The organism is Rhodothermales bacterium (assembly GCA_041391505.1).
Classification (GTDB): domain Bacteria; phylum Bacteroidota; class Rhodothermia; order Rhodothermales; family JAHQVL01; genus JAWKNW01.
This window is the reverse complement of sequence record JAWKNW010000029.1, coordinates 46470-68491: the sequence shown is the minus strand read 5'-3', so window position 1 is coordinate 68491 and position 22022 is coordinate 46470. Positions and strand designations below refer to the sequence as shown.

The window sequence follows — 22022 nt, the reverse complement described above, 5'->3', positions numbered from 1 at the left end:
CGGAGGATGGACCCGTCCAATCGCTCACGACGACGTTCAAGATGATCAACGTCGACATGGAGCGCGCGCGCGGCGTATCGAAAAAGGAGCTGCACGAACGCATGGCCGCCGCGATCGCGACGGGGCGTTACGCGCTGCCCCGCAAGGAGGGCAGCATCCACATCACGCCGGTCGACGGGGTGATGGCGACGAACATGACCCGTGTCGGCGACATCGACGCCACGGATGCCATGCAGCTCACCCGCGCGGAAATCGAAGGCCGGCGACAGGCCATGGCCTATGCCGGTTTTCTGGTGGATTGCGTGCCCGGCTACGAAAAGGCCACCCTGGCGGGCCTGAGCCACCAGATCGGCGTCCGCGAGACGCGGCGGATCCACGGCGCCTACCGGCTGACCCGGGCCGATGTCCTCGGCGCCCGTTCGTTCGACGACGCCATCGCCCGCTGCGGCGCGCCGATCGAGGAACACCACGCCGGCGGCGACACGCGCTGGGAATACCTGCCCGCGGGCCGGACCTACGACATCCCGTACCGGTGCCTGGTGCCGCGCGATGTCGGCGGATTGCTGGTGGCGGGGCGGTGCCTGTCGGCGGATCACGACGCCCACGCCTCGGTGCGGAGCATGGGGCAATGCATGGCCATGGGGCAGGCCGCCGGCGTCGCAGCTGCGCACTGTGTGCGGGCGGATCGCTTGCCGGAAGATGTGGATGTGGCGCGACTGCGCGAACGGCTCGCCGAACTCGGAGCCGTCCTATGACGCAGCCCCTGTCAAATCGGTCGGTTCAACGTCCCGTGGCCGGTTCGTCAATCGGGCAGGCTCGAGGAGCTGGTGCGGGAGCCCGGCGTCGGGCGTTGCGGCACGACGGGCGGGAACGAGGGCGTATGCAGCAGGATCGTGTCGCGCAGCACCTGCATGTTGATCGGCTTGCTGAGGTAGTCGTCCATGCCGGCGTGGAGACACTGCTCGCGGTCGGAGTTTGTCGCGCTCGCCGTAAGCGCCACGATGACGGGCTGCCGGGAAAAGGGTCGCTTCCGCACTTCCGTGGTGGCTTCGACGCCGCCCATCAGGGGCATGTGCAGGTCCATCAGAATGATGTCGTAGGCCGTATGTTCGAGGGCTTTGAGCACTTCGATGCCGTTGACCACGAGATCCGCCCCGTAACCCAGCCGCTCGAGCATGCGCAGCGCGACTTTCTGGTTGACCTCGTTGTCTTCCGCGAGGAGGATCCGCGGTTGACGCGATATGGATGGGCGATTGTGCAAACGGCCTGGTGTCCGGAATGGCGATTGACAGACGGGTACCCAGCATGCTATTCATCACGCCGGCGCCCGATGCGGAGCGGACGGCATTTTACCGTATCGGTTTTCATGATGCAACCCGCCGTCCGCGCGCGATACGCAGGCGGTAAATAAGTACCTTACGCGGCGCCCGCGGGCGCCATCCCCAATACAGCGCAGTAAACGTATGATCAAAACAAGTGTGATTGGCAGTTATGCCTGGCCCTCGTGGTTCATCACGGCCGTCGACGCCATGCAGAGCGGGCAGTATGGCCCGAAGGACATCGAGGAGACGCTCAACGACGCGGTCGACCTGGCGCTCCGCGAGCAGGAGGAGGCGGGCATCGACATCCTGAGCGACGGCGAGATGCGGCGGCTCGGATTTTTTACCGCCGACTTTTACGGTCGCCTCACCGGGCTCACCGAATTGCCCCCGCTGCGCCGGCTCGGGCCCGGCGGGCACGACCAGCGCGAGCGCTACGAGGCGCACGAAGCGTTCGACGCGCCGAACGGCCTGGGCCTCGTGGCCGAATACCGGTACGCCAGCACCCGCACGACCCGGCCCCTCAAGGTGCCCGTTCCGGGGCCGTACACGCTCGCCGGCCGGATCATGCCCGGCGCCGTCTATCCGGACCGGATGGCGGTCGCGCACCGGTTCGCCGAACTCATCAACCGCGAGCTGAAGGCGCTCGTGGCGGCCGGGGTCGACTTTATCCAGCTCGACGAGCCCTCCGCCGCCGTGCACAAGGACGCGCCCAGGGCCTTTATCGACCTGTTCAACGGCATGCTGGAGGGCGTCGACGCGCGGATCAGCGTCCATCTCTGTTTCGGCAACTACATCGGCCGGCCGGTGGCGAATCGCACGTTCGCCCCGATCTTCCCGGCGATCCTCGATCTGAAGGTGGATGAGTTCGCCATCGAGTTCGCCAACCGCGAGATGGCGGAAATCGACGTGTGCGCCGCCATCGTCGAGGCCGGCAAGGACGTCGCGGCGGGGCTCGTCGACGTCAAGAACTATTTCATCGAGACGCCCGAGATCGTGGCGGACCGCATCCGCAAGACCCTCGCTTACGTGCCGGCGGAGCGCCTCACCGTGACGCCCGACTGCGGCTTCAGCCAGACCGCCCGCTGGGCGGCCCGCGCGAAGATGAACGCGATGGTTGCGGGCACGCGGATCGTCAACGCCGGGTTGTAGACGCCATGCCCGCCCATCCCATCGTGAGAACCGTGGCCGGCGACATTCCGGCCGATCGCCTCGGCGTCTGTTATCCGCACGAGCATGTGTTCGGCGCGCCCCCGGCCGGCATGGCGGCGACGGATTTCCGGCTGGACGACGAGGCGGCGGCGCTGCGGGAGGTGGGGTGGTTCCGCGAGGCCGGCGGCCGGGCGCTCGTGGACATGTCGACCCCGGACTACCAGCGCGACGCCGCCGGGCTGCGGCGCGTCTCCGATGCTACCGGCGTGCACATCGTCTGCGCCACGGGGTTCAACAAGGATACCTTTTCGCGGCCGTGGGTGGATCCTCGCTCGGTGGACGAACTCGTGGCGCTGTATGTCCGCGAGGTGACCGCGGGGATCGACGGGACGGACGTCCGCGCCGGCGTGATCAAGGCGGCGACGACCCTCCACGCGGTGTCCGACTGCGGCGAAAAGATGCTGCGTGCCGCGGCGCGGGCCCAGGCCATCACCGGCGCGCCGATCTCCACGCACACCGAGGCCGGCACGATGGCGCTCGAACAGGTCGCCCTCCTTCGCGAGGAGGGCGCCGATCCCCGGCGCGTCATCATCGGGCATATGGACCGCAAGCTGGAAATGGACTACCTGCGGGAGGTGGCCGCGACGGGCGCGTTTCTCGGCATCGATCAGATCAGCAAGGAGAAGTACTACCCGGATCGGGCGCGGATCGACGCGATCCTGGCGCTGGCCTCGGAGGGGTTCGGGGGGCAGCTCCTGCTCTCGGGCGATCTGGCGCGGCGTTCGTACTGGCCGGCGTACGGCGGCGGGCCGGGGTTTACGTACATCCTGTGGCGGTTTGTGCCGTGGCTCCGCGAGGCCGGCGCGTCCGAGGCGCTGATCCGCGATCTGCTGGTACACAACCCGGCGCGGGCGCTCGGGTTTATCCCCCTCTCTACCCCCGAATCCGCCGGTACGTGACGAACCGGTAGCCGTCGCGCGGCCGCTCCTCCTCGATCTCGAACTCGCGCCCGACGAGGTGCTCGAACGGCGGGAAGAAGGCATCGCCGGCGTAGTCGCCCTCCACGAGCGTGAGCTCCAGCCGGTCGGCCATCGGGAGGAAGTAGGCGTAGACGTCGCCGCCGCCGCCGATATAGATGACCGGCTCGGCCTTGAGCGCGGTCAGCATGGCCTCGGCGGACGGGTACGTCTCGATGTCCGGAAACCCGTCGATCGCGCCGCGGGAGGTCAGCACGATGTTGCGGCGGTTTTTGAGGGGGCCATTGAACTGGTGGACGAGCGACTCGAAGGTCCGCCGGCCCATGACCAGCGGCTTGCCCAGCGTATGCTGCTTGAAGTGCTTGAGGTCCTCCGAGATGTGCCAGGGCAATTCGAGCCCCTTGCCGATGACCCGGTTGGATTCGGCGACGGCGGCGATCAGGACGATTTCAGGTCTGGGCACGGGTCGATCGGGGTTGGCGGGGGGCGCTAGACGGCCACCGGGGCCTTGATGGGGGGGTGGTGGCGGTAGTCGACGACCTCGAAATCCTCGTACCGGTAGTCAAAGATCGAGGGCGGTTTCCGTTTGATGACCAGTTTCGGCAGCGGTAACGGTTCGCGCGCGAGCTGCTCGTCCACCTGATCCAGATGGTTCGTATAGATGTGGGCGTCGCCGATGGTGTAGACGAGTTCGCCGACGTCGAGGTCGCACTGCTGGGCGATCATGTGGGTGAGCAGGGCGTACTCGGCGATGTTGAACGGGGCGCCCAGGAAGAGGTCGTTCGAGCGGATGTAGAGGGAGCACGAGAGCCGGCCATTCGCCACATAAAACTGGTAGAACATGTGGCAGGGCGGCAGCGCCATCTGATCGATTTCGCCCACATTCCAGGCATTGACGATGATGCGGCGCGAGTCCGGGTTTTTCCGGATCGCGTCGATGACGCCGGCGATCTGGTCGATCTCCCGCCCGTCCGCCGCCCGCCAGGCGCGCCACTGCTTGCCGTAGACCGGCCCCAGGTTGCCCTCGGCGTCGGCCCATTCGTTCCAGATGGTGACGCCGTGGTCGGTCAGGTACTGGATGTTGGTCGCACCCTGCAGAAACCAGAGCATCTCGTACGCCAGTCCCTTGAAGAACACCTTTTTGGTCGTGAGGAGCGGGAAGCCGGCCTGGAGGTCGAACCGCATCTGGTACCCGAAGACACTGATCGTTCCGGTGCCCGTCCGGTCTTCCTTGCGGACGCCGTTCGCTTTTACATGGCGGAGGAGGTCGAGGTATTGGTACAAGGTTACAGGTTGGCAGGTTACAGGTTGGCAGACTTGTCCTGAGAGGCTGCGGCGAACGCCGGCCGTCTCGAAGGATCTCAGGTTGGCAGGTTCTGGAAGACGGCCGGCTCGAAGGATCTCAGGCGCGACGCCGGCAAGATACAAAAAGAACAACAAGCAGAGGAACGTCAAGCCGAAGCCGTTGTGCAACCCGGACATTAAACCTGCAACCTGTAACCTGCAACCCGCCATGGACCCATCGCTCCACCAGAAACAGGGCATCAACCACCTGAAAAAGGTGCTCAACTACGCGCCGTTCGTGACCGAGAACGGGGAGGCGGAAGTGCATTTGACGACCGAAGACTGGTACGTCGTGGCTGATACGCTTTTCCAGATGCAGACGCCGCGCGAGCTGCTGCCGGCGGCGATCGAAGCGTACCGGCTGGTGGATGACAACACGGCGATCGAGTTAAAAACGGCTGACTGCATCATCAGCGTGCAGCGCATGTAGCCGGGGGCTCAATTCGCCGCGGCGCGGAGATTGAACATCGGGATCGTGACGCGAAACCGTTCGCCGCTGGCGCGTTGCATGAGGTAGGTGCCCTCCATCGTGCCTTCGAACGAGGTCAACACGCAGAAGCTGTTGTACTCGTGTACCTTGCCCGGTTCGAGGACCGGCTGTTCGCCCACGACGCCCTCGCCTTCCACCTCCTGCACATGACCGCTCGATTCACGGATGAACCAGTGCCGGCGCAGCAGTTGTACATCCTCGAGGGAATGGTTCTCGATGCGGATGAAGTAGGCGAAGACGAATCGCTTGGAGATGATGTCCGATTCCCGATCCAGATAGACGGGGCGGACCGTGATCTCGATGCCTTCGGTAGTGGCCCGGTATGGGGTCATGGCGCGGCGGATAATGGGAAGGGTCCGGCGCCGGCGCGGCGCCGCATTCGCTTCACTACGACGAGGAGAAGGGCTTTGTTCTCGGCGTTCAGGGCATCCTGAAGGGGATGCCTGTACCCTTTTTGAAGCTTAGATGCAGATTCAGAGATTTTATTGGCGTTACCTACCAAATAGGCTGCCGTGTCCGTACTCTTCGTAACGACATTGCAGTACTACACCCTTTGCACTCAGTACGCGCTCGTTCAACCATTCGCGCAGTAACCTATGAGCGTTCCTTCTCCCGAGAAAACCGTCGAGTCGCTCTCCGAGGCTACCGTCCTTTTTGCCGGCGACTCCGGCGACGGGATGCAGCTCACCGGCTCCCAGTTTACCCTGGCCACCGCGTTCGCCCAGAACGACCTGGCAACCCTTCCCGATTTCCCCGCCGAGATCCGCGCTCCCGTCGGGACGACGTACGGCGTCAGCGGATTCCAGCTCCATTTCGGTTCGGTGAGCATCCGGACGCCCGGTGACGAGGTCGACCTCCTCGTGGCGATGAACCCGGCGGCGCTCTCCGTCAACCTGATGCGCATGCGGCCGGGCGGCACCGTGATCGTCAACAGCGAGTCGTTTACGCAACGCGATCTCGAACTCGCCGGCCTGAAGGAGAATCCGCTCGAGAACGGGTCGCTCGAAGGCTACCGCTTGATCCAGGTGCCGCTGACCACCCTCACGCGGGAGACGCTGAAGGATTCGGGGCTGAACACCAAGGAGATCGATCGATCCAAGAACATGTTCGCCCTCGGGTTGAGCCTGTGGCTCTTCTCGCGTCCGATGCAGCCGGCGATCGAGTGGATCACCAAAAAATTCGGCAAGAAGCCGCAGATTCTGGAGGCCAACCTGAACCTCCTGAAAAAAGGCTTCCACTATGGCGAGACGACGGAGGAGTTCGTCATCCGCTACGAAGTGAGCCCCGCCAAGCTGAAGCCGGGCCGGTACCGCGCCATCCAGGGCGCCCAGGCGCTGGCGCTGGGGATCGTGGCGGCGAGCCAGAAGAGCGGGTTGCCGATCTTCTATGGCGCGTACCCGATCACGCCGGCGTCGGACATGCTCCACGAGCTGAGCCGCTACAAAAACTTCGGCGTGATGACCTACCAGGCCGAAGATGAAATCGCCGCGGCGTGCGCCGCGCTGGGCGCGAGCTTTTCGGGCGTGCTGGGCGTGACGGCGAGCAGCGGTCCGGGCATCGCGCTCAAGAGCGAAACGCTGGGCCTCGGCATCATGACCGAGCTGCCGATGGTCGTCATCAACGTCCAGCGCGGCGGCCCCTCGACCGGGCTGCCGACCAAGACCGAACAGAGCGACCTGCTCATGGCGATGTACGGCCGCAACGGCGAGGCGCCGATGCCGATCGTCGCGGCGAGCACGCCGGGCGACTGCTTCTATGCGGCGTTCGAGGCCTGCCGGATCGCGGTGACCTACCGCACGCCGGTCATGCTGCTGTCGGACGGCTACCTCGCCAACGGCTCCGCGCCCTGGCTCGTGCCGGATGTGGCGTCGCTGCAGCCGATCGATCCGGGCTTCATCGACAAGCCCAACGGCAAGGTCGAGGATGAGGACGTCTTCCTGCCGTATCAGCGCAACGAAAAGACGCTGGCGCGTCCGTGGGCGCGCCCCGGCACCGCGGGGCTGGAACACCGCCTCGGCGGGCTCGAAAAGCAGAACGTGACGGGCAACGTCTCCTACGATCCGGCCAACCACGAGTACATGGTGAAGCTCCGGCAGGAGAAAGTGGACCGCGTCGCGCTGGATCTGCCGGCATCGACCGTCTACGGCGATGCGTCGGGCGACGTCCTCATCGTGGGATGGGGTTCGACGCGCGGCGCGATCGAACTGGCGGTGGACCGCGCGCGGCAGAAGGGACAGACCGTGGGCAGCCTGCATCTGCGCCACATCAATCCATTGCCGACGGACCTGCCCGCGATCTTCGCGCGCTACCGCCATCTCATCGTTCCCGAGCTGAATAACGGCCAGCTGGTGCGGATTCTCCGCGACAAGTACCTGCTGCCGTTCCTTCCGCTCAACAAGATCAAGGGTATGCCCTTCAAGGCATCCGAGATTAATGCCAAAGTGGACGAGGTGCTGGGCTGACGCCCGGCACGCCACGCGTCACGAATCGTCAGTTCGAATCGCCATGCACGATCAGCAAGATTCCCAGCAACCCCGCAAACCGACGTTGCCACCCGGCGCTCAAAAGAAGCCTACGCTGCCTCCGGGCGCGAAGCAACCGACGCTGCCTCCGGGCGCCGGCGCGCCGGCCGGCGGCCCCAAACTGCCTCCCGGCTTTAGCGGCGACGGCGGCGACGGCACGCCCGGGCTCACCCGAAAGGATTTCGAGACGAACCAGGACGTCCGCTGGTGCCCTGGCTGCGGCGACTACGCCATCCTGGCTACCGTCCAGCGCCTGATGCCGGAACTCGGCGTACCGCGCGAGAAGATCGTTTTCATCAGCGGCATCGGCTGCTCGAGCCGCTTCCCGTACTACATGAATACCTACGGGATGCACTCGATCCACGGCCGCGCGCCGGCGGTGGCGACGGGCCTCAAGGTCAGCCGGCCCGACCTTGACGTGTGGATCATCACCGGCGATGGCGACTCGCTGTCGATCGGCGGCAACCACCTGATCCACATCCTGCGCCGCAACGTCAACGTCCAGCTGCTGCTCTTCAACAACCAGATCTACGGACTGACCAAGGGCCAGTACAGCCCGACGTCCGAACAGGGCAAGGTGACGAAGAGCACACCGTACGGCTCGATCGACCATCCGTTTAATCCGGTGGCCGTAGCGCTCGGGGCGGACTCGACCTTCGTCGCGCGCACCATGGACCGCGACCCGAATCACATGAAGGAGATCCTCAAACGCGCGCACGAGCACCGCGGCGCGTCGTTCTGCGAGATCTACCAGAACTGCAACATCTTCAACGACGGCGCCTTCTTCCAGTTTACCGAGAAGGCGACCAAGCCCGAGCGCGCCATCTTCATCGAACACGGCAAGCCGATGCTGTTCGACAACGGCAAGCAGGGCATCCGGCTCGACGGCTTCAAGCCGGAAGTGATCGACCTGGAAGGCGGGAAGTGGTCGGCATCCGACTGCCTCACGTACGACGAAACCAGCCGCGAACTCGCCGGCATCGCCGGCCAGATGTTCTGGCACGAGGATATGCCGCGGCCGTTTGGCGTGTTCTACAGGGTGGAGCGGCCGACGTACGAGGAAATGCTGCACCAGCAGCTTTCCCAGATCGTCGAGACCCGCGGCAAGGGCGATCTCGAAGCCCTGCTCAATGCGGGCGATACCTGGGAAGTGAAGTAGCTGGCGTTATGCCCCGATGGGGTATGGAAGTGGGAGTATGGGAGTGCGGGAGTCGATTTAAACTCCCATACCCTCATACTCCCACACTTTTTTATTCCGCCACCAGCGTCACGCCGGTGAGGTTCATCAGCGGGTCGATGTCGCGCGCTGCGTCGTTCTTGAAGACCAGATACAGGTCGTGCACGCCGGTCGTGGCCTGCAGGGCGACCTCGGTGAGCTGGGGGCCGCGTCGGCGCGGCGGCGGTGGCGGAGCCTGGCCGCCGGCCTGCTGGATCGCCGTGGCCGTCGGCGGGGCGCCGAACCGAATTCCGTCACCGGCACCTCGGCCTGACCCACGAGCGGGCCGGTCGGTCCGTCGAGGCGCAGCTCGACCGTTCCGCCCACCGTGCCTGTGCGGCTCTGCGCCTGGGCGTTGAGGTCGATGCGCGATACGCCGGTCAGATCCACGCCCTCGAACCCGATGTAGCCGTTCTTGTTGGGCTGGACATTGGTCGGGCCGGCGCCGCGGCTGCCCACGGCCTTCCGGGCGCCCTCGATCACCTGCGCGTCGCCGGGGTCGAGGACAGGGCTCTTGAGGATGATGGTCTTGTCCGCCGTCTGCGACCCGACATCGCCGGCGCCGCGGTCCGTATAGGCCGCCCGCACGAGCACCGTGCCGCGGCCGTCATCGTCTCCAGGGATCGACAGCGTGTATTTGTCCGACAGCGGGAGCGTCCGGATCGTCTTGTCCTTGACGTGCAGGATGTAGTCGACGATCGTCAGCGCGTCGTTCGAGGAGAGGCCCGGGTGCGCCGGCATAACGATCTCTCCCCATACCCCGCCGCCGCCCGCGCGGACCTTGGCGGCCAGCCGTTCCCGGGCCTTCGTGTCGCCGGCGTATTTTTCGGCGATTTCAACGAAGGCGGGGCCGGCCGAGCGGACATCGACCTGGTGGCACACGGCGCAGTCGCTCGCGTCTATGAGGGCTTTCGCCACGGCGAAGCGGGTCGTAGCGTCGACGCTCCGATGCCCCTGGATCACTTCGGCGTAGTCGAAGCCGTGGGATACATAGTCGATGCTCACCGCCACCTGGGTGGCGTCGATCATGCCGTCCTCCGCATCGCTGGCCGTGACGGTGTAGTCGATCGGCTTGTTGGGGAAGAAGAAGCTCGTGTTGCCGGCCAGCTTGATGTCGATCTGCGGCGGCTCGTTGCCAGCGAGGATCGAGACGGACCGGGAGTTGGTCGCGCCCGTGGGGTCGGTCACCGTGAGGGTGGCCACGTAGGCGCCCTCCTGGTCGAACGTAACGGTCGGGGACGGAGTGTCGAAGGTGCGCGCGGCGCCGCCGGCTTCGGGCTTGACTTCCCAGCGGTACGTGAGCGCGTCGCCGTCGGCGTCGGTGGATCCGTCAGCCGAGAGGGTCAGGTCGAAGGGCACCTTCCCGCCGGCGGTGGAGGCGCTGGCGATCGCGACCGGCGTGCGGTTGCCCGAGTTGTATTCGATGCGGACGAGCTTGTCGTCCTCGCTGTCGGCGAACCAGCGGCTGCCGTATTCGAGGATGTAGAGGTCGCCATCCGGCCCGAACTTGATGTCGATGATCTCCGCCGGCTTGTAGTCGGGCAGGAAACGCTCCATCGACACGTAGTCGCTGTTCTCATCCATCGTGATGAGCATGATCCAGCCGCGCGCCAGATCCGCCGCGATCCATTTGCCCTCGAAGTACGCCGGCCAGGGGCGCGCGGCGTCGGGGAAGTCCGACCGGTGGTAGATGGGGCCGCCGGTGGCGGAGCGACCGCCGGTGCCGACTTCCGGGAAGCGCTCGGAGACGCCGTAGGGATACGAGATGAACGCCGGCTGGGCCGGCGGCAGCTCCTGGAGCCCGGTGTTGTTCACCGAGGTGTTCATCGGCTTGAGCGGGTCCTTCGGCGCCAGGGCCTTGTCCGCCACGAAGTCGTAGAACGGGAAGGCGTGGTTTTCGCCGATGAAGTACGGCCAGCCGAAGAATCCGGGCGCCTTGGCCTGGTTGAGTTCGTCGTAGCCGCGCGGGCCGAGTTCGGAATCCTGGGAGGCGTCGGGGCCCACTTCCCCCCAGTAGATGTAGCCCGTCTTGCTGTCGATCGACACGCGCCATGTATTGCGGTGGCCCATCGTGTAGATCTCCGGGCGCGTCTGCGGGGTGCCGGGCGGGAAGAGGTTGCCATCGGGGATGGTGTACGAGCCGTCGTCCTCGGGGTGGATGCGGATGATTTTCCCGCGGAGGTCGTTCGTGTTCGCCGCACCGCGCTGGTCGTCCCAGCTGCTGCGGCCGGGGCGCTCGTCCGTCTGCGACTGGATCACGTTCGCGGTGTTGTTGCCGATGGTCATGAAGAGGTTGCCGGCCTTGTCCCAGGCCATGCCGCCGCCCGTGTGGCAGCACTCCTCGCGCTGCACGGGATAGTCGAGCAGGATCTTCTTCGAGGCGTCGTCGAGCTTGCCGTTCCGGTAGTCCCACCGCGCGAGCACGTGTTTGGGCTCGGCCGGATCCGCGTAGAGCATGTAGATCCAGGGTTTCTGTGGGAAGCTCGGATGGAGCGTCATCCCCACCAGCCCTTCTTCCGCCTCGCGGACGTTCCCCTGGGCGTTCGTGTATTTGGTGTTCACGGGGATGGTGGCCACCAGGCTGACGGTTTTCGTCGCCGGGTCGAATCGTTTGAGGCCGCCCTTGCGCTCGATGAAAAAGACGGCGCCGTCCCGGGTCACCTCGAAGGCCATCGGCTCGTCCATGGTGGGTCCCTCGGTGAGGACAACCGGCGTGAAGCGGTTGTCGTCCGGCCGATCGGTCGACATGGGCCGTTCTGGGGTTGAAGCCGTACAGCCGATCAGGAGAAGGCAGAGGACGGCTGGCGCGAAAACGGTAGGTTTCATACGTCAGGTGCTCGTGGGGAGCGTTATGCGGTCGAATCTCATGAGCGACGCGCGCGCCGCTCGCGGGTGATAACCCTGTAGGATGCGGCAAAATGGGGTCAAAGTCATTAAGAGCTTGAAAAAACTTGCAAACGATGTAAAGGCGACGGCTATCTTTCCTCCGTCCTCGCCCCATTCCCGCATCGCATGAAACTCGGCACCTCCTCGCTCGTCGTCGCCGCCTTTATCGGCCCGGGCACCGTCCTCACCTGCGCGACGGCCGGTCTCGGGTTCGGGTACGATCTCGGCTGGGTGCTGCTGTTTGCCACCGTGGCGGTGTTCGTCCTCCAGTCGTATACCGCCGGCACGGGCATCCTCGCCGGCAAGGGACTGGGGGAAGCGCTGCGCGAAGCCGCCGACACGCCGGCGAAGCGCTGGGCGACGACGGCGCTGATCGTTCTGGGACTCTGGATCGGTTGCGCGGCGTTCGAAACGGGCAACCTGGTCGGCGCCGCCGCCGGCGTTCAGGCGATGCTGGGCCTGGAAGGCGATATGCGATGGCTGGTGGGTGGCTGCGCGCTTGTGGCCGGCTTGTTGCTACGGCTCCGGATGCGGCTCCTCATCCAGATCCTGGCGGTCTGCGTGGGCGGCATGAGCCTCACGTTCCTGGCGACGCTCGCGCTGGCGCCGGTCGACTGGGGGAGCGCCCTGGCCGGCCTGCTGCAGCCCGCGCTGCCGGAAGCGAGCCCGCTCGTCGCGGTCGCGCTCGTCGGGACGACGATCGTCACCTACAACCTCTTCCTGCACCCGAGCGCGGCGCGCGCGTACTGGGCCGGCGAATCGCCGCGCGCGGCATGGCGGGGCGAACTGCTGGGGATGGCGCTGTTCATTCCCGTCGGCGGCCTGATTTCGTTTGCGATCCTCGTCGCCGGCGCGACGCTGGCCGGCGAAGGCGGGACGGTGAGTCAGGTGGCGGACCTGGCCGCGCTGCTTGAGCCCGCGCTCGGCGGTGCCGCGCCCTACCTCTTCGGCGCCGGCCTCCTCGCTGCCGGGCTGACGTCCGCCGTGACGGCGCCGCTCGCGGCCGCGGCCGGCATCCGCGAGCTGTTCGGCTGGCCGGACGACCCCCGCGATCCCCGCGCGACGGCCGTGTGGCTGTCGGTCGTCGTCGTGGGGCTCCTGTTTAACCTCACCGGCTTCTCTCCCCTCGCCGTCATCGTCGCGGCGCAGGCGGCCAACGGGTTGCTGTTGCCCCTGATCGCGGCGTTCGTCGTGTACCTGGCCTACCGGCAGCAGGAGGTCCGGCTGCCGCGCTGGTACCTGGCGCTCGGCGTCGGGATCACCCTCGTCTGCGCCGGCCTCGGCGCGCGCACGCTGTGGTGGGTCTGGGGGGCGATTTGAGGGTTCATGGTTTCAGGTTGAAGGTTGCAGGGTTATGAAACGGTTTTGGATGCTTGAGGAATACGATCACGCGTCCTTGAACTTCGAACCTGAAACCTTGAACCCTGACCGGGTGTACCCCCCAAAAAATCCCCTTTGATCGATTATTTCAACCTTTAAACGACAACGATCGTGACTACCGAGACCAAAGAGGAAAAGGCCAAACGCTATACGTTCAAGGCCGAGATGAAGCAGTTGCTTCATCTTATCGTGCACTCGCTCTATACCCATCAGGAGATCTTTCTCCGGGAGCTGATTTCGAACGCGTCCGACGCGCTCAACAAGGCGCGGTTCAGAAAGCTGACGGATACGGACATCCTCAGCAAGGATGCGCCGCTGGAGATCCGCATCACGCTCGATGAAGCGGAGAACACCCTCGCCATCGAGGACACGGGCATCGGGATGACGCGCGACGATCTCGTCAAGCGGCTCGGCACTGTCGCAAGCTCGGGCACGAAGGCCTTTCTCGAGCAACTCCAGAAAGAGGGCAAGCCGATCGACGGCCAGTTGATTGGCCAGTTCGGCGTCGGTTTTTATTCGGCGTTCATGGTGGCGGAACAGGTCGTGGTCGAAACACGCAGCGCCGAGCCCGACTCCGAAGGGCTGCGCTGGACGTCGGACGGCGAGGGCTCGTTCACCATCGATACGGTCGACCGCGCCGAGCGTGGCACGAAGATCACCCTCAAGCTGCGGGACGATGCGAAGGAGTTCACGCGCGACTACCGCGTCCGCAGCATCGTCCAGAAATACTCGAACTTCGTCGACTTCCCCATCAAGCTCGGCGAGGAGCAGGTCAATACCGTGAAGGCGCTCTGGCACAAGAACAAGAGCGACATCACGGCGGAAGAGCTGAACGAGTTCTACAAGTTCATCTCGGGCGACTACCAGGAGCCGCTGGGGCATCTCCATCTGAATCTCGAAGGGGTCGTCAATGTCCGCGCCCTGCTTTTCATCCCGCAGCATGCCCCGCCGGCCATGTTCCGCGAGGACGAAGCCACAAAACTCCACCTGTACGCCAACAATGTCTTCATCCAGGACGACTGCAAGGCGCTGGTGCCGGACTACCTCCGCTTCATGCGCGGCGTCGTCGAAACCGACAACCTGCCGCTGAACGTCTCCCGCGAGGTGACGCAGAACAGCCCGGTGATGGCCAAGATCCGGTCGATCCTCACCGGCAAGATCCTCGGATTGCTGGAGGGCTGGGCGTCGAAGGAGGAGGACACCTACAACCGGTTCTTCCGCGAGTTCGGGCCGCTCTTCAAGATGGGCATCGGGAACGACTTCGCGAACAAGGAGAAACTCACGGATCTGCTCCGGTTCGAATCGACCCAGACGGGCAAGGGCGTCTACACGTCGCTGGCGGCGTATGTGGATCGGATGCCGGCGGACCAGACGCAGATCTACTACCTGCTGGGCGAGCACCGCGACGTGCTGGAACGCAGCCCGAACCTCGAGTATTTCCGCAAGAACGGGATCGAGGTGCTGCTGATGGACGACCCGATGGACGCGTTCGTCGTGCCGCACATCGAGGCGTTCCGCGAAAAGGAGCTGAAGAGCATCGAGAAGGCGGACATCGATCTGAAGACGGACGACGCCCGGCAGAAGGAGGCGCTCGCCGGCGCCGACGCGGATCAGCTCATCGCCCGCTTCAAGGTGACGCTCGGGGACCGGGTGAAGGATGTGGTCGAGTCCCGCCGGCTTGTCGATTCCGCCGTGACGCTCGTCGTGGGCGAAAGCGGGATGGACGTGCAGATGGAGCGCATGATGCGGATGATGGACAAGAACTTCAAGGCCGGCGCCCGCATCCTGGAGATCAACACGGCGCACCCGCTGATGAAAAACCTGCGGACCCTGCTGGACAGCGATCCGGAGACGGCGGACAAGGTCATGCTCCAGCTCTATGAGGGCGCCCTGCTCCTCGAGGGCGGCCTGACGCAGACGACCGACTACGTGGCGCGGATGACGGAGCTGCTCGTGAAAGCGACGGCCTGATGAGATCCGTGTGAAGCATGATTTCTCGGCCGCGCCGAACCGCACGCTCGTCGGCCTGACGATCCCCATCCTGTTTTCGCTCGTCGCCGAGCCGCTCACCGGGCTGGTCGATACGGCCTTCGTGGCTCGGCTCGGCGCCGCGCCCCTCGCGGCGCTCGGGGTGGGCACGATCACGCTGAGCAGCATCTTCTGGGTGTTCAACTTCCTGAGCGTCGGCACGCAGACGGAGGTGGCGCAGGCGTCGGGGCGCGGTCTGACGGAGCGGGCGGCGGAGCTCGCCGGCATGGCGCTCGCGATGAGCGCGGGGCTGGGGGTGGTCGTGGCGCTCGCCGGCTGGCCGGCGTCGGGTCTGGCGGCGGATGCGCTCGGGGCTACCGAGGCCGTGCGTGACGACGCCGTAGCCTACATCCGTTGGCGGCTCGTCGGCGGGCCGGCGGTGCTGCTCATGCTGGCGTCGTTCGGGACGATGCGCGGTCTCCAGGAAATGCGCCTGCCGCTGTGGATCGCGCTGGCGGTGAATGCGCTCAACATCGTGCTGGATGCCGTGCTCATCTTCGGCATGGGCCCCGTGCCGGCCATGGGCATCGCCGGCGCGGCGATCGCGAGTTCGGTTAGTCAGTGGGTCGGCGCCGGCCTCGCGCTCTGGCTGCTGTATCGACGCCTCGGGCTCCCGGCGGGCCTGAAGAGGGCGGACGCGAGCCGGCTCCTGGTCATCGGCGGCGACCTGTTCGTGCGGACGGGCATGCTGACGCTTTTCCTGCTCCTCACCACCCGCGAGGCGACGCGCATGGGCGCCGCCGCCGGCGCGGCGCATCAGGCCATCCGCCAGGTGTGGATGTTCGCCGCCCTCGCCCTCGACGCGTTCGCGATCGCCGGGCAGAGTCTGGTGGGGTATTTCATCGGCGCCGAGAACCGGGCCGCCGCGCGCCGCGTCGCGGGGTATGTCTGTCTGTGGAGCCTGGGGACGGGGGTGGTGCTGTTCGTGTCGATGGTCGCCGGCGAGCCGCTCGCCGTGCGGCTGCTGGTGCCACCCGAGGCCGTGGCCGTCTTTTCATCGGCGTGGTTCGTCGCAGCCGTCTTCCAACCCCTCAACGCGCTCACGTTTGCGACGGACGGTCTGCACTGGGGTACCGGCGACTTCCGCTACCTCAGAAACGCCGTCATCACCGCGACCCTGACCGGCGCGCTGTGCGTGTGGCTCCTCGTCGATGTCGCGCAACCCGGTTCGCTGACCCTGCTCTGGGTGGCGACCGGCGTCTGGATCGTGGTGCGCGCCGTGTTCGGGCTGGTACGCATCTGGCCCGGGGTAGGCGCGAGCCCGTACCGGGTGGGTGGTTCAAGGTTCGAGGATCAAAGTTTAAGGTCGTCTCCTTCCCTTGAGCCTTGAACGTTTTTTTCCGTGTCTTCTCGACCGGCGTACCTGCGCAGCAGGTACAAAGCGGAGAGACCTCCTGAAGATCGGCTATGCCATTCATCGGGAGGTCTCTCCATCGTGTCGCGGGAATTCGGTCGGGACGACAAATTAAGACGCAGGATCAAGGTCTAGGGTGTCTCCTTCCCTTAAACCTTGATCCTCACCCTTGAACCCTTCAATTGAACCCCGTGCCCGACACCACGGGCCGTTCGTCCTGATTCGCCACCTGCCAGGCGGTGGCGAAGACGAGGCGGGTGATGCGGGCCATGCGCTCGTATTCGATCTTGTCCGGCTCGTCGCCCACGCCGTGGTAGTCCTCGTGGGTTCCGGTGAAGAAGAAGATGAACGGGATGCTGTGCTTGCCGAAGTTCCAGTGGTCGGACCGGCGGTAGAACTGGTTGGGATCGTCCTTCGAGTTGTAGCGCTCGTCGAGTTCGAGGTGTGTGCCCGTGAGCTGGTTGACCCGCGCGTTGATGTCGTGCAGTTCCTGCGAGATCAGGTTCGACCCGATGATGTAGACGTAGTTCTCGCTTTTTGCCGGGTGCGTGGGGTCGAATCGGCCGATCATGTCGATGTTGAGATCGGTGACCGTGTTTTCGATCGGGACGAGCGGGTCGGAATCCGAATAATACGCGGACCCGAGGAGGCCTTTTTCCTCGCCGGCGACGTTGAGGAAGAGGATCGACCGACGCGGGCCGTGCCCGTCGCGCTGGGCCAGTTTGAAGGCTTCGGCCATCTCGAGCACGGCCACCGTGCCCGAGCCGTCGTCGTCGGCGCCGTTGTTGATGATGTCGCCCTCGCCGCCCTCGTTGATGCCGATGTGGTCGTAGTGCGACGAGATGACCACGACCTCATTCTTGAGGACCGGATCGGATCCCTCGATAAAGGCCGCCACGTTTTCGCTGCTGGTCTGGAACGTCTCCTGTTCGATGGCGCTCGTGATCGTGATGTCGCCCAGATCCATCACCGCCGGCTTCAGACTGGCGTCGATGCCGGCTTTCAGGTCCTCGATCTTTTTGCCGGAGGGCGCGAGAATCTGGTTTGCGAGGGTGCTGGAGATGACATAAAAGGGCGGAAAGGCGGGGCCGCCGCCCTGTTCGTTGAGGGAGAGCTGACCGATTCCTTCAAGAGCGGCCGCGCTCTTGCGGGCCTCGTCGGCGACGGATTTGCCGCGCGGCCCGAGGTCGCCCACCATGAGCACGCCCTTCGGCCGCGCGCCCTGCCGGCGCAGGATGGTGCCGCGTTTCATGTTGCCCCGCAGCGTCCAGCGGGACGGGCCGCCGTCGGAGGTCGGCAACAGGCTTTTGTCGGCCGTTTCGAGCGGTTCGTCGCCGAGGATCAGGAGCCATTTCCCCGACATGTCGATGCCGGCCTCTTCCATGGCCTTGAAGTCGTTGTAGCCGAGCGCCTCATCCTCGATGCCATAGCCGGCGAAGACGACACCGCCCTCGGCGTTCATCGCGCTGCCGAAAGCGAGGTAGGCGTCTTCGTCCTGGTGGGAGGCTGAGTAGCTCCTGGACGCCACGCTCCGGTTGCCCGCCTTGATCTCCAGCGAGGCCTGTTTCAGCCGCCGCCCGTAGAGGGGGAACGGCTGGAAGTAGTTCTCCGGGGCCATCGGGTTGGCGGTCGGGGCGTTCCCCTTGGGATCCAGCCCCATCTTTCGGTACTGGCCGGCGAGGTAGGTGGCCGCCAGCTTCTGGCCTCGGGTCGCCGTCTCGCGCCCCTCGAAGTAGTCCGACGCGAACACATAGAGGTGCGACGCGAGGTCGGATTCCGTGATGGTGGCCTGGTAGCGCTGGACGAGTTCGGGGTTTTCGAACGCGGTGGGCGTCGTGGCCGGCGACGCTACGCGGCCGGCGTCGGCGTTTTGCGCCGCGACGGGCCGGGCAAGCGAAACAACAACGAGCAAGGCCGGCACGCCCAGGCGGCCGGCAAATGAACTGGGCATAAGAGATCCTTCAAAACGTGCTGAAAACACCCGCAGGCGCGGCCGCGATGTATGGCGGCCTGCCCCAAAATACCACATCCCCGATAAAAAGGCCGCTTCCGGGTCAGCGTTTGTTCAGGTTATGTCCGAACAGCGTCACCGGCACGAGAGCGGCCAGGAAAATCAGGTTGTACCAGAGCGGAAACGAATCCCACGCGCTGGCCTGCACGCCGATCCCTACCGCGAGCAGGATGATGCCGAGCACCCAGGCCAGCCTGATTTGCGGTCCTCTGGCGATCAGGGGGATCACCCAGCCGGCGAGGAGCGAGCACACCATGCTGGCGATGAGAAACGCCACGAGCACGCCGGCGGAATCGGTCGATCCATCCTCATTGAAGTACTGGGGGGTGACGGACGATGCGGCGGCGAAGAAGCCGAGCCAGCCGATGGTCCAGACGATGAAGCCGCCGGCGACGGCCAGGATGTTGCGGAGCATGGGAGCGCCCGATTCGTGAAGTGTTTGTGTGGAGGCGGCTGGCGCATGACTGAAAGCGCTTTTTTGCTACCTTGGGTCAAGATACCCCCCCGCTCGCCGGCGTGCAAGCCGGCGCGGCCTCCGCCTCCCACACGCCTCCCGCCCGTGTGACCGTGTGTGACTCCGCATCGGTTTGTCGCTCGGCCCGGGCCTGCGGCAAGAGCAGTGCGGGTAGGTCCGCAGCGTCATCTGCAAAAAAAGATAAGGTCAAACCGGTCTTAAGGCTTCACTTAAAATGCGTTAAACAAGACGCCGGTGACTGCATTCAAGGAGCAGCACCGCTACACGGTTAGCGGCGCATCGACCCACGCGACTTCCAGCGTATGAATAATGTGGCACTCATCACGGGCGCGTCCAGCGGGATCGGCCGTGAACTCGCGCGCATCCACGCGTCGCGCAAAGGCGATCTCGTCCTCGTGGCCCGGCGCGCGGAACGGCTGCTCGAACTCAAGACCGAGTTGGAGCAGGCGCATGGCGTACAGGTGTTGACCATCGCGCGCGACCTGGCCGTCCCCGGTGCGGCGAAGGCCATCTACAAGGAACTGACCGACAAGCAGGTCGATGTGGAGGTGCTGATCAACAACGCCGGCTTCGGCGGCCACGGCTTTTTCTACGAGCGCGACTGGGAGGCCGACAAGGCCATGATCAACCTGAACATCCTCGCGCTGACGGCGCTGACGCGGATGTTTCTTCCCGGCATGGTCGAGCGCAATCGGGGTTGTGTGATGAACGTCGCGTCCACCGCCGGCTTCATCCCGGGCCCGCTCCAGGCGGTCTACTACGCGTCGAAGGCCTACGTCATCTCGTTTTCGGAGGCGCTGGCCAACGAGCTATCGGACACCAACGTGACGGTGACCGCGCTCTGCCCGAACTTTACGCAGACGGAGTTCATCGAAAACGGCAACCTCACCCGCACCCGCGCGGTCAAGCTCCTCTTTATCCCCACGGCCCGCACCGTGGCCGATTACGGTTACCGCGCCATGCTGCGAGGCAAGACGATGGCCGTCTTCGGCATCTTCAACAAATTTGCCTTTCACATCCTGCTGCGCATCCTGCCCAGAAAGCTGGTGACGGCGATTTCGCGTTCGACGATGGAAAAAGAGGGATAAGGGCGACCCACTATCTCTCCGGCGTCTCGCAAAAATGACCTCCTGCCCGGCACCGTCGCCTCGCCCGGCGCTCAGGCGATGGCCCGTTTCTCGATGGCATTGCGCGCGAACCATCCCTCCTGTTCCTCGGTGTGCTGGCCGTTCGCCCGGTCGTAATGGATGGTGAGCTGCTCATGCGCGGCGATGGGACGCCTGGCTGTGTAGGTCATCAGATCGTTCGCGGCATCGGGGCTGTACGACAGGTTCGGGTTATCGCTGTGGTTGTACAGGCTTCCGTAGCCGAGCACGATGGCCTTGCCGGTGTCGGCGCCCGTGAGGGATTCCCAGTCGTACACCCGCAGCTCAATGGACGGAGGGAGCATCCCCGTCAGGCCCTTCAGCAGGAACAACGGGGCGATTTCCACGGCCTCTCCTTCAAGAAAGGAACGGGCGGCAAATACCCCTCTCCCGAGGTTATTTCCGCAGTCTGCTACATAAATGTCGGGCGGATAGAGTCGGGCCGACGCGACGTCATCCGATTGTTTCTTGTGCGTGACCATGGTTCCAGGAAGGGCTGTTGGGCTGCACTCCGTACGGTTGTAACGGATTTCCCCACCGTATTTCCCCACCGTATTTCCCGGGCGGAAGGGGTTGTGCGAACCTTCGTTTCCCAGGAGTGGATGTATCGGCATGGAGAAGCGCCAGCCAATCGATCGTGCCCACCGGGGAGATTGCATCCGGTGGATGTGATCCGGCTCGTGTGTGCAGGTTGAAGTTTACTGTGACGGCGCGGTATGTCGCTGAGGCGACGGAAAAAATTCTTGAGTGAGCGGGAAAAAGCTTGACCACGATATAACATAATTGTTATATATCAAGTGTGTTATATCTAAATCCTATGGATCAGCTCGACCTAACATTTTCCGCCCTGGCCAACCCGATACGCCGGGCCATCCTGTCGCGTCTCGCCGAGGGCGAGGCCACGGTGACCGAATTGATGGAGCCCTTCGAGATCAGCCAGCCGGCGATTTCGCGGCACCTCAAGGTTCTCGAAGACGCAGGGTTGGTTTCGGTCAACCCGCAGGGCCCCTCGCGCCCCCGGCGCATCGAGGCGGCGCGGCTTTCGGAGGCCAGTGGTTGGCTGGATCGATACCGGGCGATCTGGGAGGCGAATTATGGGCGCCTGGACGAGGTCCTGGCCAAACTGCAAGCAAACCCTGAAGGTACATCCGATGATACCACTCCGACTGACAACACCCTCTGACACGCAGGTCCGCACCGAGCGGGGATTCAAGGCGCCGCGCTCGCTGGTATGGCGAGCGTTCTCCGAGCCCGAGCTCGTCAAACAGTGGCTGACCGGTCCGGAAGGCCACACCATGCCCGGGTGCGAAATCGATTTCCGGGAAGGTGGATCCTGGCGTTACACGTGGCTGACGCCCATCGATCCGATGGTGGCGTTCGGGACGTTCAAGACTATCACGCCGGAGACGTTGATCGTGCATACCGAGACGTTCGAGCTGTTTCCCAACGGCACCAGCATCGTCGAGACCGAATTTTTCGAAGCCGGCGACGAGACGATTGTGATCATGACCATCAACTGCAACGACAAGGCCACCCGCGACGCGATCGTCATGTCGGGGATGGACCAGGGCCTCGAAGCAAGTTACCGCAACCTGGACCGGCTCGTCCTCGAAGATCAGCACGCGTAACAATGCGCGATCGGTCAAACGCGGTGTCGTAGGTCGGGTTAGCGGCGCGGCACACGTGTGCGTTCGAGCACAGGTCCCTGCCCGCCGCGTAACCC

At 64.8% G+C, this 22022-nt stretch carries 20 protein-coding genes; 12 read left to right on the top strand and 8 right to left on the bottom strand.

Going from position 1 to position 22022, the window contains the following annotated elements:
* Positions 1-755 (top strand): FAD-dependent oxidoreductase (locus R2834_20945; protein MEZ4702813.1); only part of this gene is annotated, 755 nt, incomplete at its 5' end.
* 47 nt (positions 756-802) lie between these two features.
* On the opposite strand, the gene R2834_20940 is transcribed toward R2834_20945, so the two are convergent.
* A complete protein-coding gene (locus R2834_20940) occupies positions 803-1261 on the bottom strand; it encodes a response regulator (protein ID MEZ4702812.1) in 459 nt (152 codons plus the stop codon).
* Between the two features lie 202 nt (positions 1262-1463).
* On the opposite strand from R2834_20940, the gene R2834_20935 reads away from it, so the two are divergent.
* A complete protein-coding gene (locus tag R2834_20935; protein MEZ4702811.1) occupies positions 1464-2471 on the top strand; it encodes a cobalamin-independent methionine synthase II family protein in 1008 nt (335 codons plus the stop codon).
* 5 nt (positions 2472-2476) lie between these two features.
* Positions 2477-3430, top strand: a complete 954-nt coding sequence (locus R2834_20930; protein MEZ4702810.1) for a phosphotriesterase-related protein — start codon at positions 2477-2479, stop codon at positions 3428-3430.
* Here R2834_20930 and R2834_20925 read toward each other — a convergent pair.
* Both R2834_20925 and R2834_20920 read right to left on the bottom strand, forming a co-directional pair.
* On the bottom strand, positions 3405-3911 hold the full coding sequence (locus tag R2834_20925; protein MEZ4702809.1) for a dihydrofolate reductase: 507 nt from the start codon (positions 3909-3911) through the stop codon (positions 3405-3407). The genes R2834_20930 and R2834_20925 overlap by 26 nt on opposite strands.
* Before the next feature lie 26 nt (positions 3912-3937).
* Positions 3938-4732, bottom strand: a complete 795-nt coding sequence (locus R2834_20920) for a thymidylate synthase (protein MEZ4702808.1) — start codon at positions 4730-4732, stop codon at positions 3938-3940.
* A gap of 229 nt (positions 4733-4961) precedes the next feature.
* On the opposite strand from R2834_20920, the gene R2834_20915 reads away from it, so the two are divergent.
* The gene (locus R2834_20915; GenBank protein ID MEZ4702807.1) at positions 4962-5222 is read left to right on the top strand and encodes a hypothetical protein; all 261 of its coding nucleotides are present in this window, start codon (positions 4962-4964) and stop codon (positions 5220-5222) included.
* A gap of 8 nt (positions 5223-5230) precedes the next feature.
* Here the strand turns inward: R2834_20915 and apaG are convergent, their stop codons facing one another.
* Complete coding sequence (gene apaG, locus R2834_20910; protein MEZ4702806.1) at positions 5231-5614, bottom strand: Co2+/Mg2+ efflux protein ApaG; 384 nt, start codon at positions 5612-5614, stop codon at positions 5231-5233.
* Positions 5615-5878: 264 nt separating this feature from the next.
* Between apaG and R2834_20905 the strand changes: the two genes are divergently transcribed.
* Both R2834_20905 and R2834_20900 read left to right on the top strand, forming a co-directional pair.
* Positions 5879-7744 carry a 2-oxoacid:acceptor oxidoreductase subunit alpha gene (locus tag R2834_20905; protein ID MEZ4702805.1) on the top strand — a complete coding sequence of 622 codons (1866 nt, stop codon included), beginning with the start codon at positions 5879-5881 and terminating at the stop codon, positions 7742-7744.
* 43 nt (positions 7745-7787) lie between these two features.
* Complete coding sequence (locus R2834_20900; GenBank protein ID MEZ4702804.1) at positions 7788-8963, top strand: 2-oxoacid:ferredoxin oxidoreductase subunit beta; 1176 nt, start codon at positions 7788-7790, stop codon at positions 8961-8963.
* 126 nt (positions 8964-9089) lie between these two features.
* Here R2834_20900 and R2834_20895 read toward each other — a convergent pair whose 3' ends face one another.
* The gene (locus tag R2834_20895; protein ID MEZ4702803.1) at positions 9090-11768 is read right to left on the bottom strand and encodes a PQQ-dependent sugar dehydrogenase; all 2679 of its coding nucleotides are present in this window, start codon (positions 11766-11768) and stop codon (positions 9090-9092) included.
* A 264-nt stretch (positions 11769-12032) separates the two neighbouring features.
* Between R2834_20895 and R2834_20890 the strand changes: the two genes are divergently transcribed.
* The 3 genes from R2834_20890 to R2834_20880 all read left to right on the top strand — a co-directional run bounded on the left by R2834_20890 (position 12033) and on the right by R2834_20880 (position 16644).
* Entirely contained in the window at positions 12033-13226 is a 1194-nt protein-coding gene (locus R2834_20890) for a divalent metal cation transporter (protein ID MEZ4702802.1), read from the top strand.
* A gap of 171 nt (positions 13227-13397) precedes the next feature.
* A complete protein-coding gene (htpG, locus tag R2834_20885; protein MEZ4702801.1) occupies positions 13398-15257 on the top strand; it encodes a molecular chaperone HtpG in 1860 nt (619 codons plus the stop codon).
* A gap of 10 nt (positions 15258-15267) precedes the next feature.
* Positions 15268-16644, top strand: a complete 1377-nt coding sequence (locus tag R2834_20880) for an MATE family efflux transporter (protein MEZ4702800.1) — start codon at positions 15268-15270, stop codon at positions 16642-16644.
* 202 nt (positions 16645-16846) lie between these two features.
* Here R2834_20880 and R2834_20875 read toward each other — a convergent pair whose 3' ends face one another.
* Positions 16847-18619: a M28 family peptidase gene (locus tag R2834_20875; protein MEZ4702799.1), complete on the bottom strand. Its 1773-nt coding sequence runs from the start codon at positions 18617-18619 to the stop codon at positions 16847-16849.
* A gap of 103 nt (positions 18620-18722) precedes the next feature.
* On the bottom strand, positions 18723-19094 hold the full coding sequence (locus tag R2834_20870; protein ID MEZ4702798.1) for a hypothetical protein: 372 nt from the start codon (positions 19092-19094) through the stop codon (positions 18723-18725).
* A 362-nt stretch (positions 19095-19456) separates the two neighbouring features.
* On the opposite strand from R2834_20870, the gene R2834_20865 reads away from it, so the two are divergent.
* The gene (locus R2834_20865) at positions 19457-20242 is read left to right on the top strand and encodes an SDR family oxidoreductase (GenBank protein ID MEZ4702797.1); all 786 of its coding nucleotides are present in this window, start codon (positions 19457-19459) and stop codon (positions 20240-20242) included.
* Between the two features lie 71 nt (positions 20243-20313).
* On the opposite strand, the gene R2834_20860 is transcribed toward R2834_20865, so the two are convergent.
* A complete protein-coding gene (locus tag R2834_20860; protein ID MEZ4702796.1) occupies positions 20314-20646 on the bottom strand; it encodes an SET domain-containing protein-lysine N-methyltransferase in 333 nt (110 codons plus the stop codon).
* A gap of 470 nt (positions 20647-21116) precedes the next feature.
* Between R2834_20860 and R2834_20855 the strand changes: the two genes are divergently transcribed.
* Together R2834_20855 and R2834_20850 are read left to right on the top strand one after the other, a co-directional pair.
* Positions 21117-21482 (top strand): metalloregulator ArsR/SmtB family transcription factor, encoded by a 366-nt coding sequence (locus tag R2834_20855; GenBank protein MEZ4702795.1) that lies wholly within the window; start codon positions 21117-21119, stop codon positions 21480-21482.
* Complete coding sequence (locus tag R2834_20850) at positions 21451-21927, top strand: SRPBCC domain-containing protein (protein ID MEZ4702794.1); 477 nt, start codon at positions 21451-21453, stop codon at positions 21925-21927. The genes R2834_20855 and R2834_20850 overlap by 32 nt, the downstream gene beginning before the upstream one ends.
* Positions 21928-22022: the final 95 nt, after the last annotated feature.

Excerpts from the sequence above, each read along its gene's own strand:
- R2834_20935 (MEZ4702811.1), top strand. The coding sequence starts at position 1,464 with ATGATCAAAACAAGTGTGATTGGCAGTTATGCCTGGCCCTCGTGGTTC.
- R2834_20930 (MEZ4702810.1), top strand. The coding sequence starts at position 2,477 with ATGCCCGCCCATCCCATCGTGAGAACCGTGGCCGGCGACATTCCGGCC.
- R2834_20915 (MEZ4702807.1), top strand. The coding sequence starts at position 4,962 with ATGGACCCATCGCTCCACCAGAAACAGGGCATCAACCACCTGAAAAAG.
- apaG (MEZ4702806.1), bottom strand. The coding sequence starts at position 5,614 with ATGACCCCATACCGGGCCACTACCGAAGGCATCGAGATCACGGTCCGC.
- R2834_20905 (MEZ4702805.1), top strand. The coding sequence starts at position 5,879 with ATGAGCGTTCCTTCTCCCGAGAAAACCGTCGAGTCGCTCTCCGAGGCT.
- R2834_20900 (MEZ4702804.1), top strand. The coding sequence starts at position 7,788 with ATGCACGATCAGCAAGATTCCCAGCAACCCCGCAAACCGACGTTGCCA.
- R2834_20895 (MEZ4702803.1), bottom strand. The coding sequence starts at position 11,768 with ATGTCGACCGATCGGCCGGACGACAACCGCTTCACGCCGGTTGTCCTC.
- R2834_20890 (MEZ4702802.1), top strand. The coding sequence starts at position 12,033 with ATGAAACTCGGCACCTCCTCGCTCGTCGTCGCCGCCTTTATCGGCCCG.
- R2834_20875 (MEZ4702799.1), bottom strand. The coding sequence starts at position 18,619 with ATGCCCAGTTCATTTGCCGGCCGCCTGGGCGTGCCGGCCTTGCTCGTT.
- R2834_20870 (MEZ4702798.1), bottom strand. The coding sequence starts at position 19,094 with ATGCTCCGCAACATCCTGGCCGTCGCCGGCGGCTTCATCGTCTGGACC.
- R2834_20865 (MEZ4702797.1), top strand. The coding sequence starts at position 19,457 with ATGAATAATGTGGCACTCATCACGGGCGCGTCCAGCGGGATCGGCCGT.
- R2834_20855 (MEZ4702795.1), top strand. The coding sequence starts at position 21,117 with ATGGATCAGCTCGACCTAACATTTTCCGCCCTGGCCAACCCGATACGC.
- R2834_20850 (MEZ4702794.1), top strand. The coding sequence starts at position 21,451 with ATGATACCACTCCGACTGACAACACCCTCTGACACGCAGGTCCGCACC.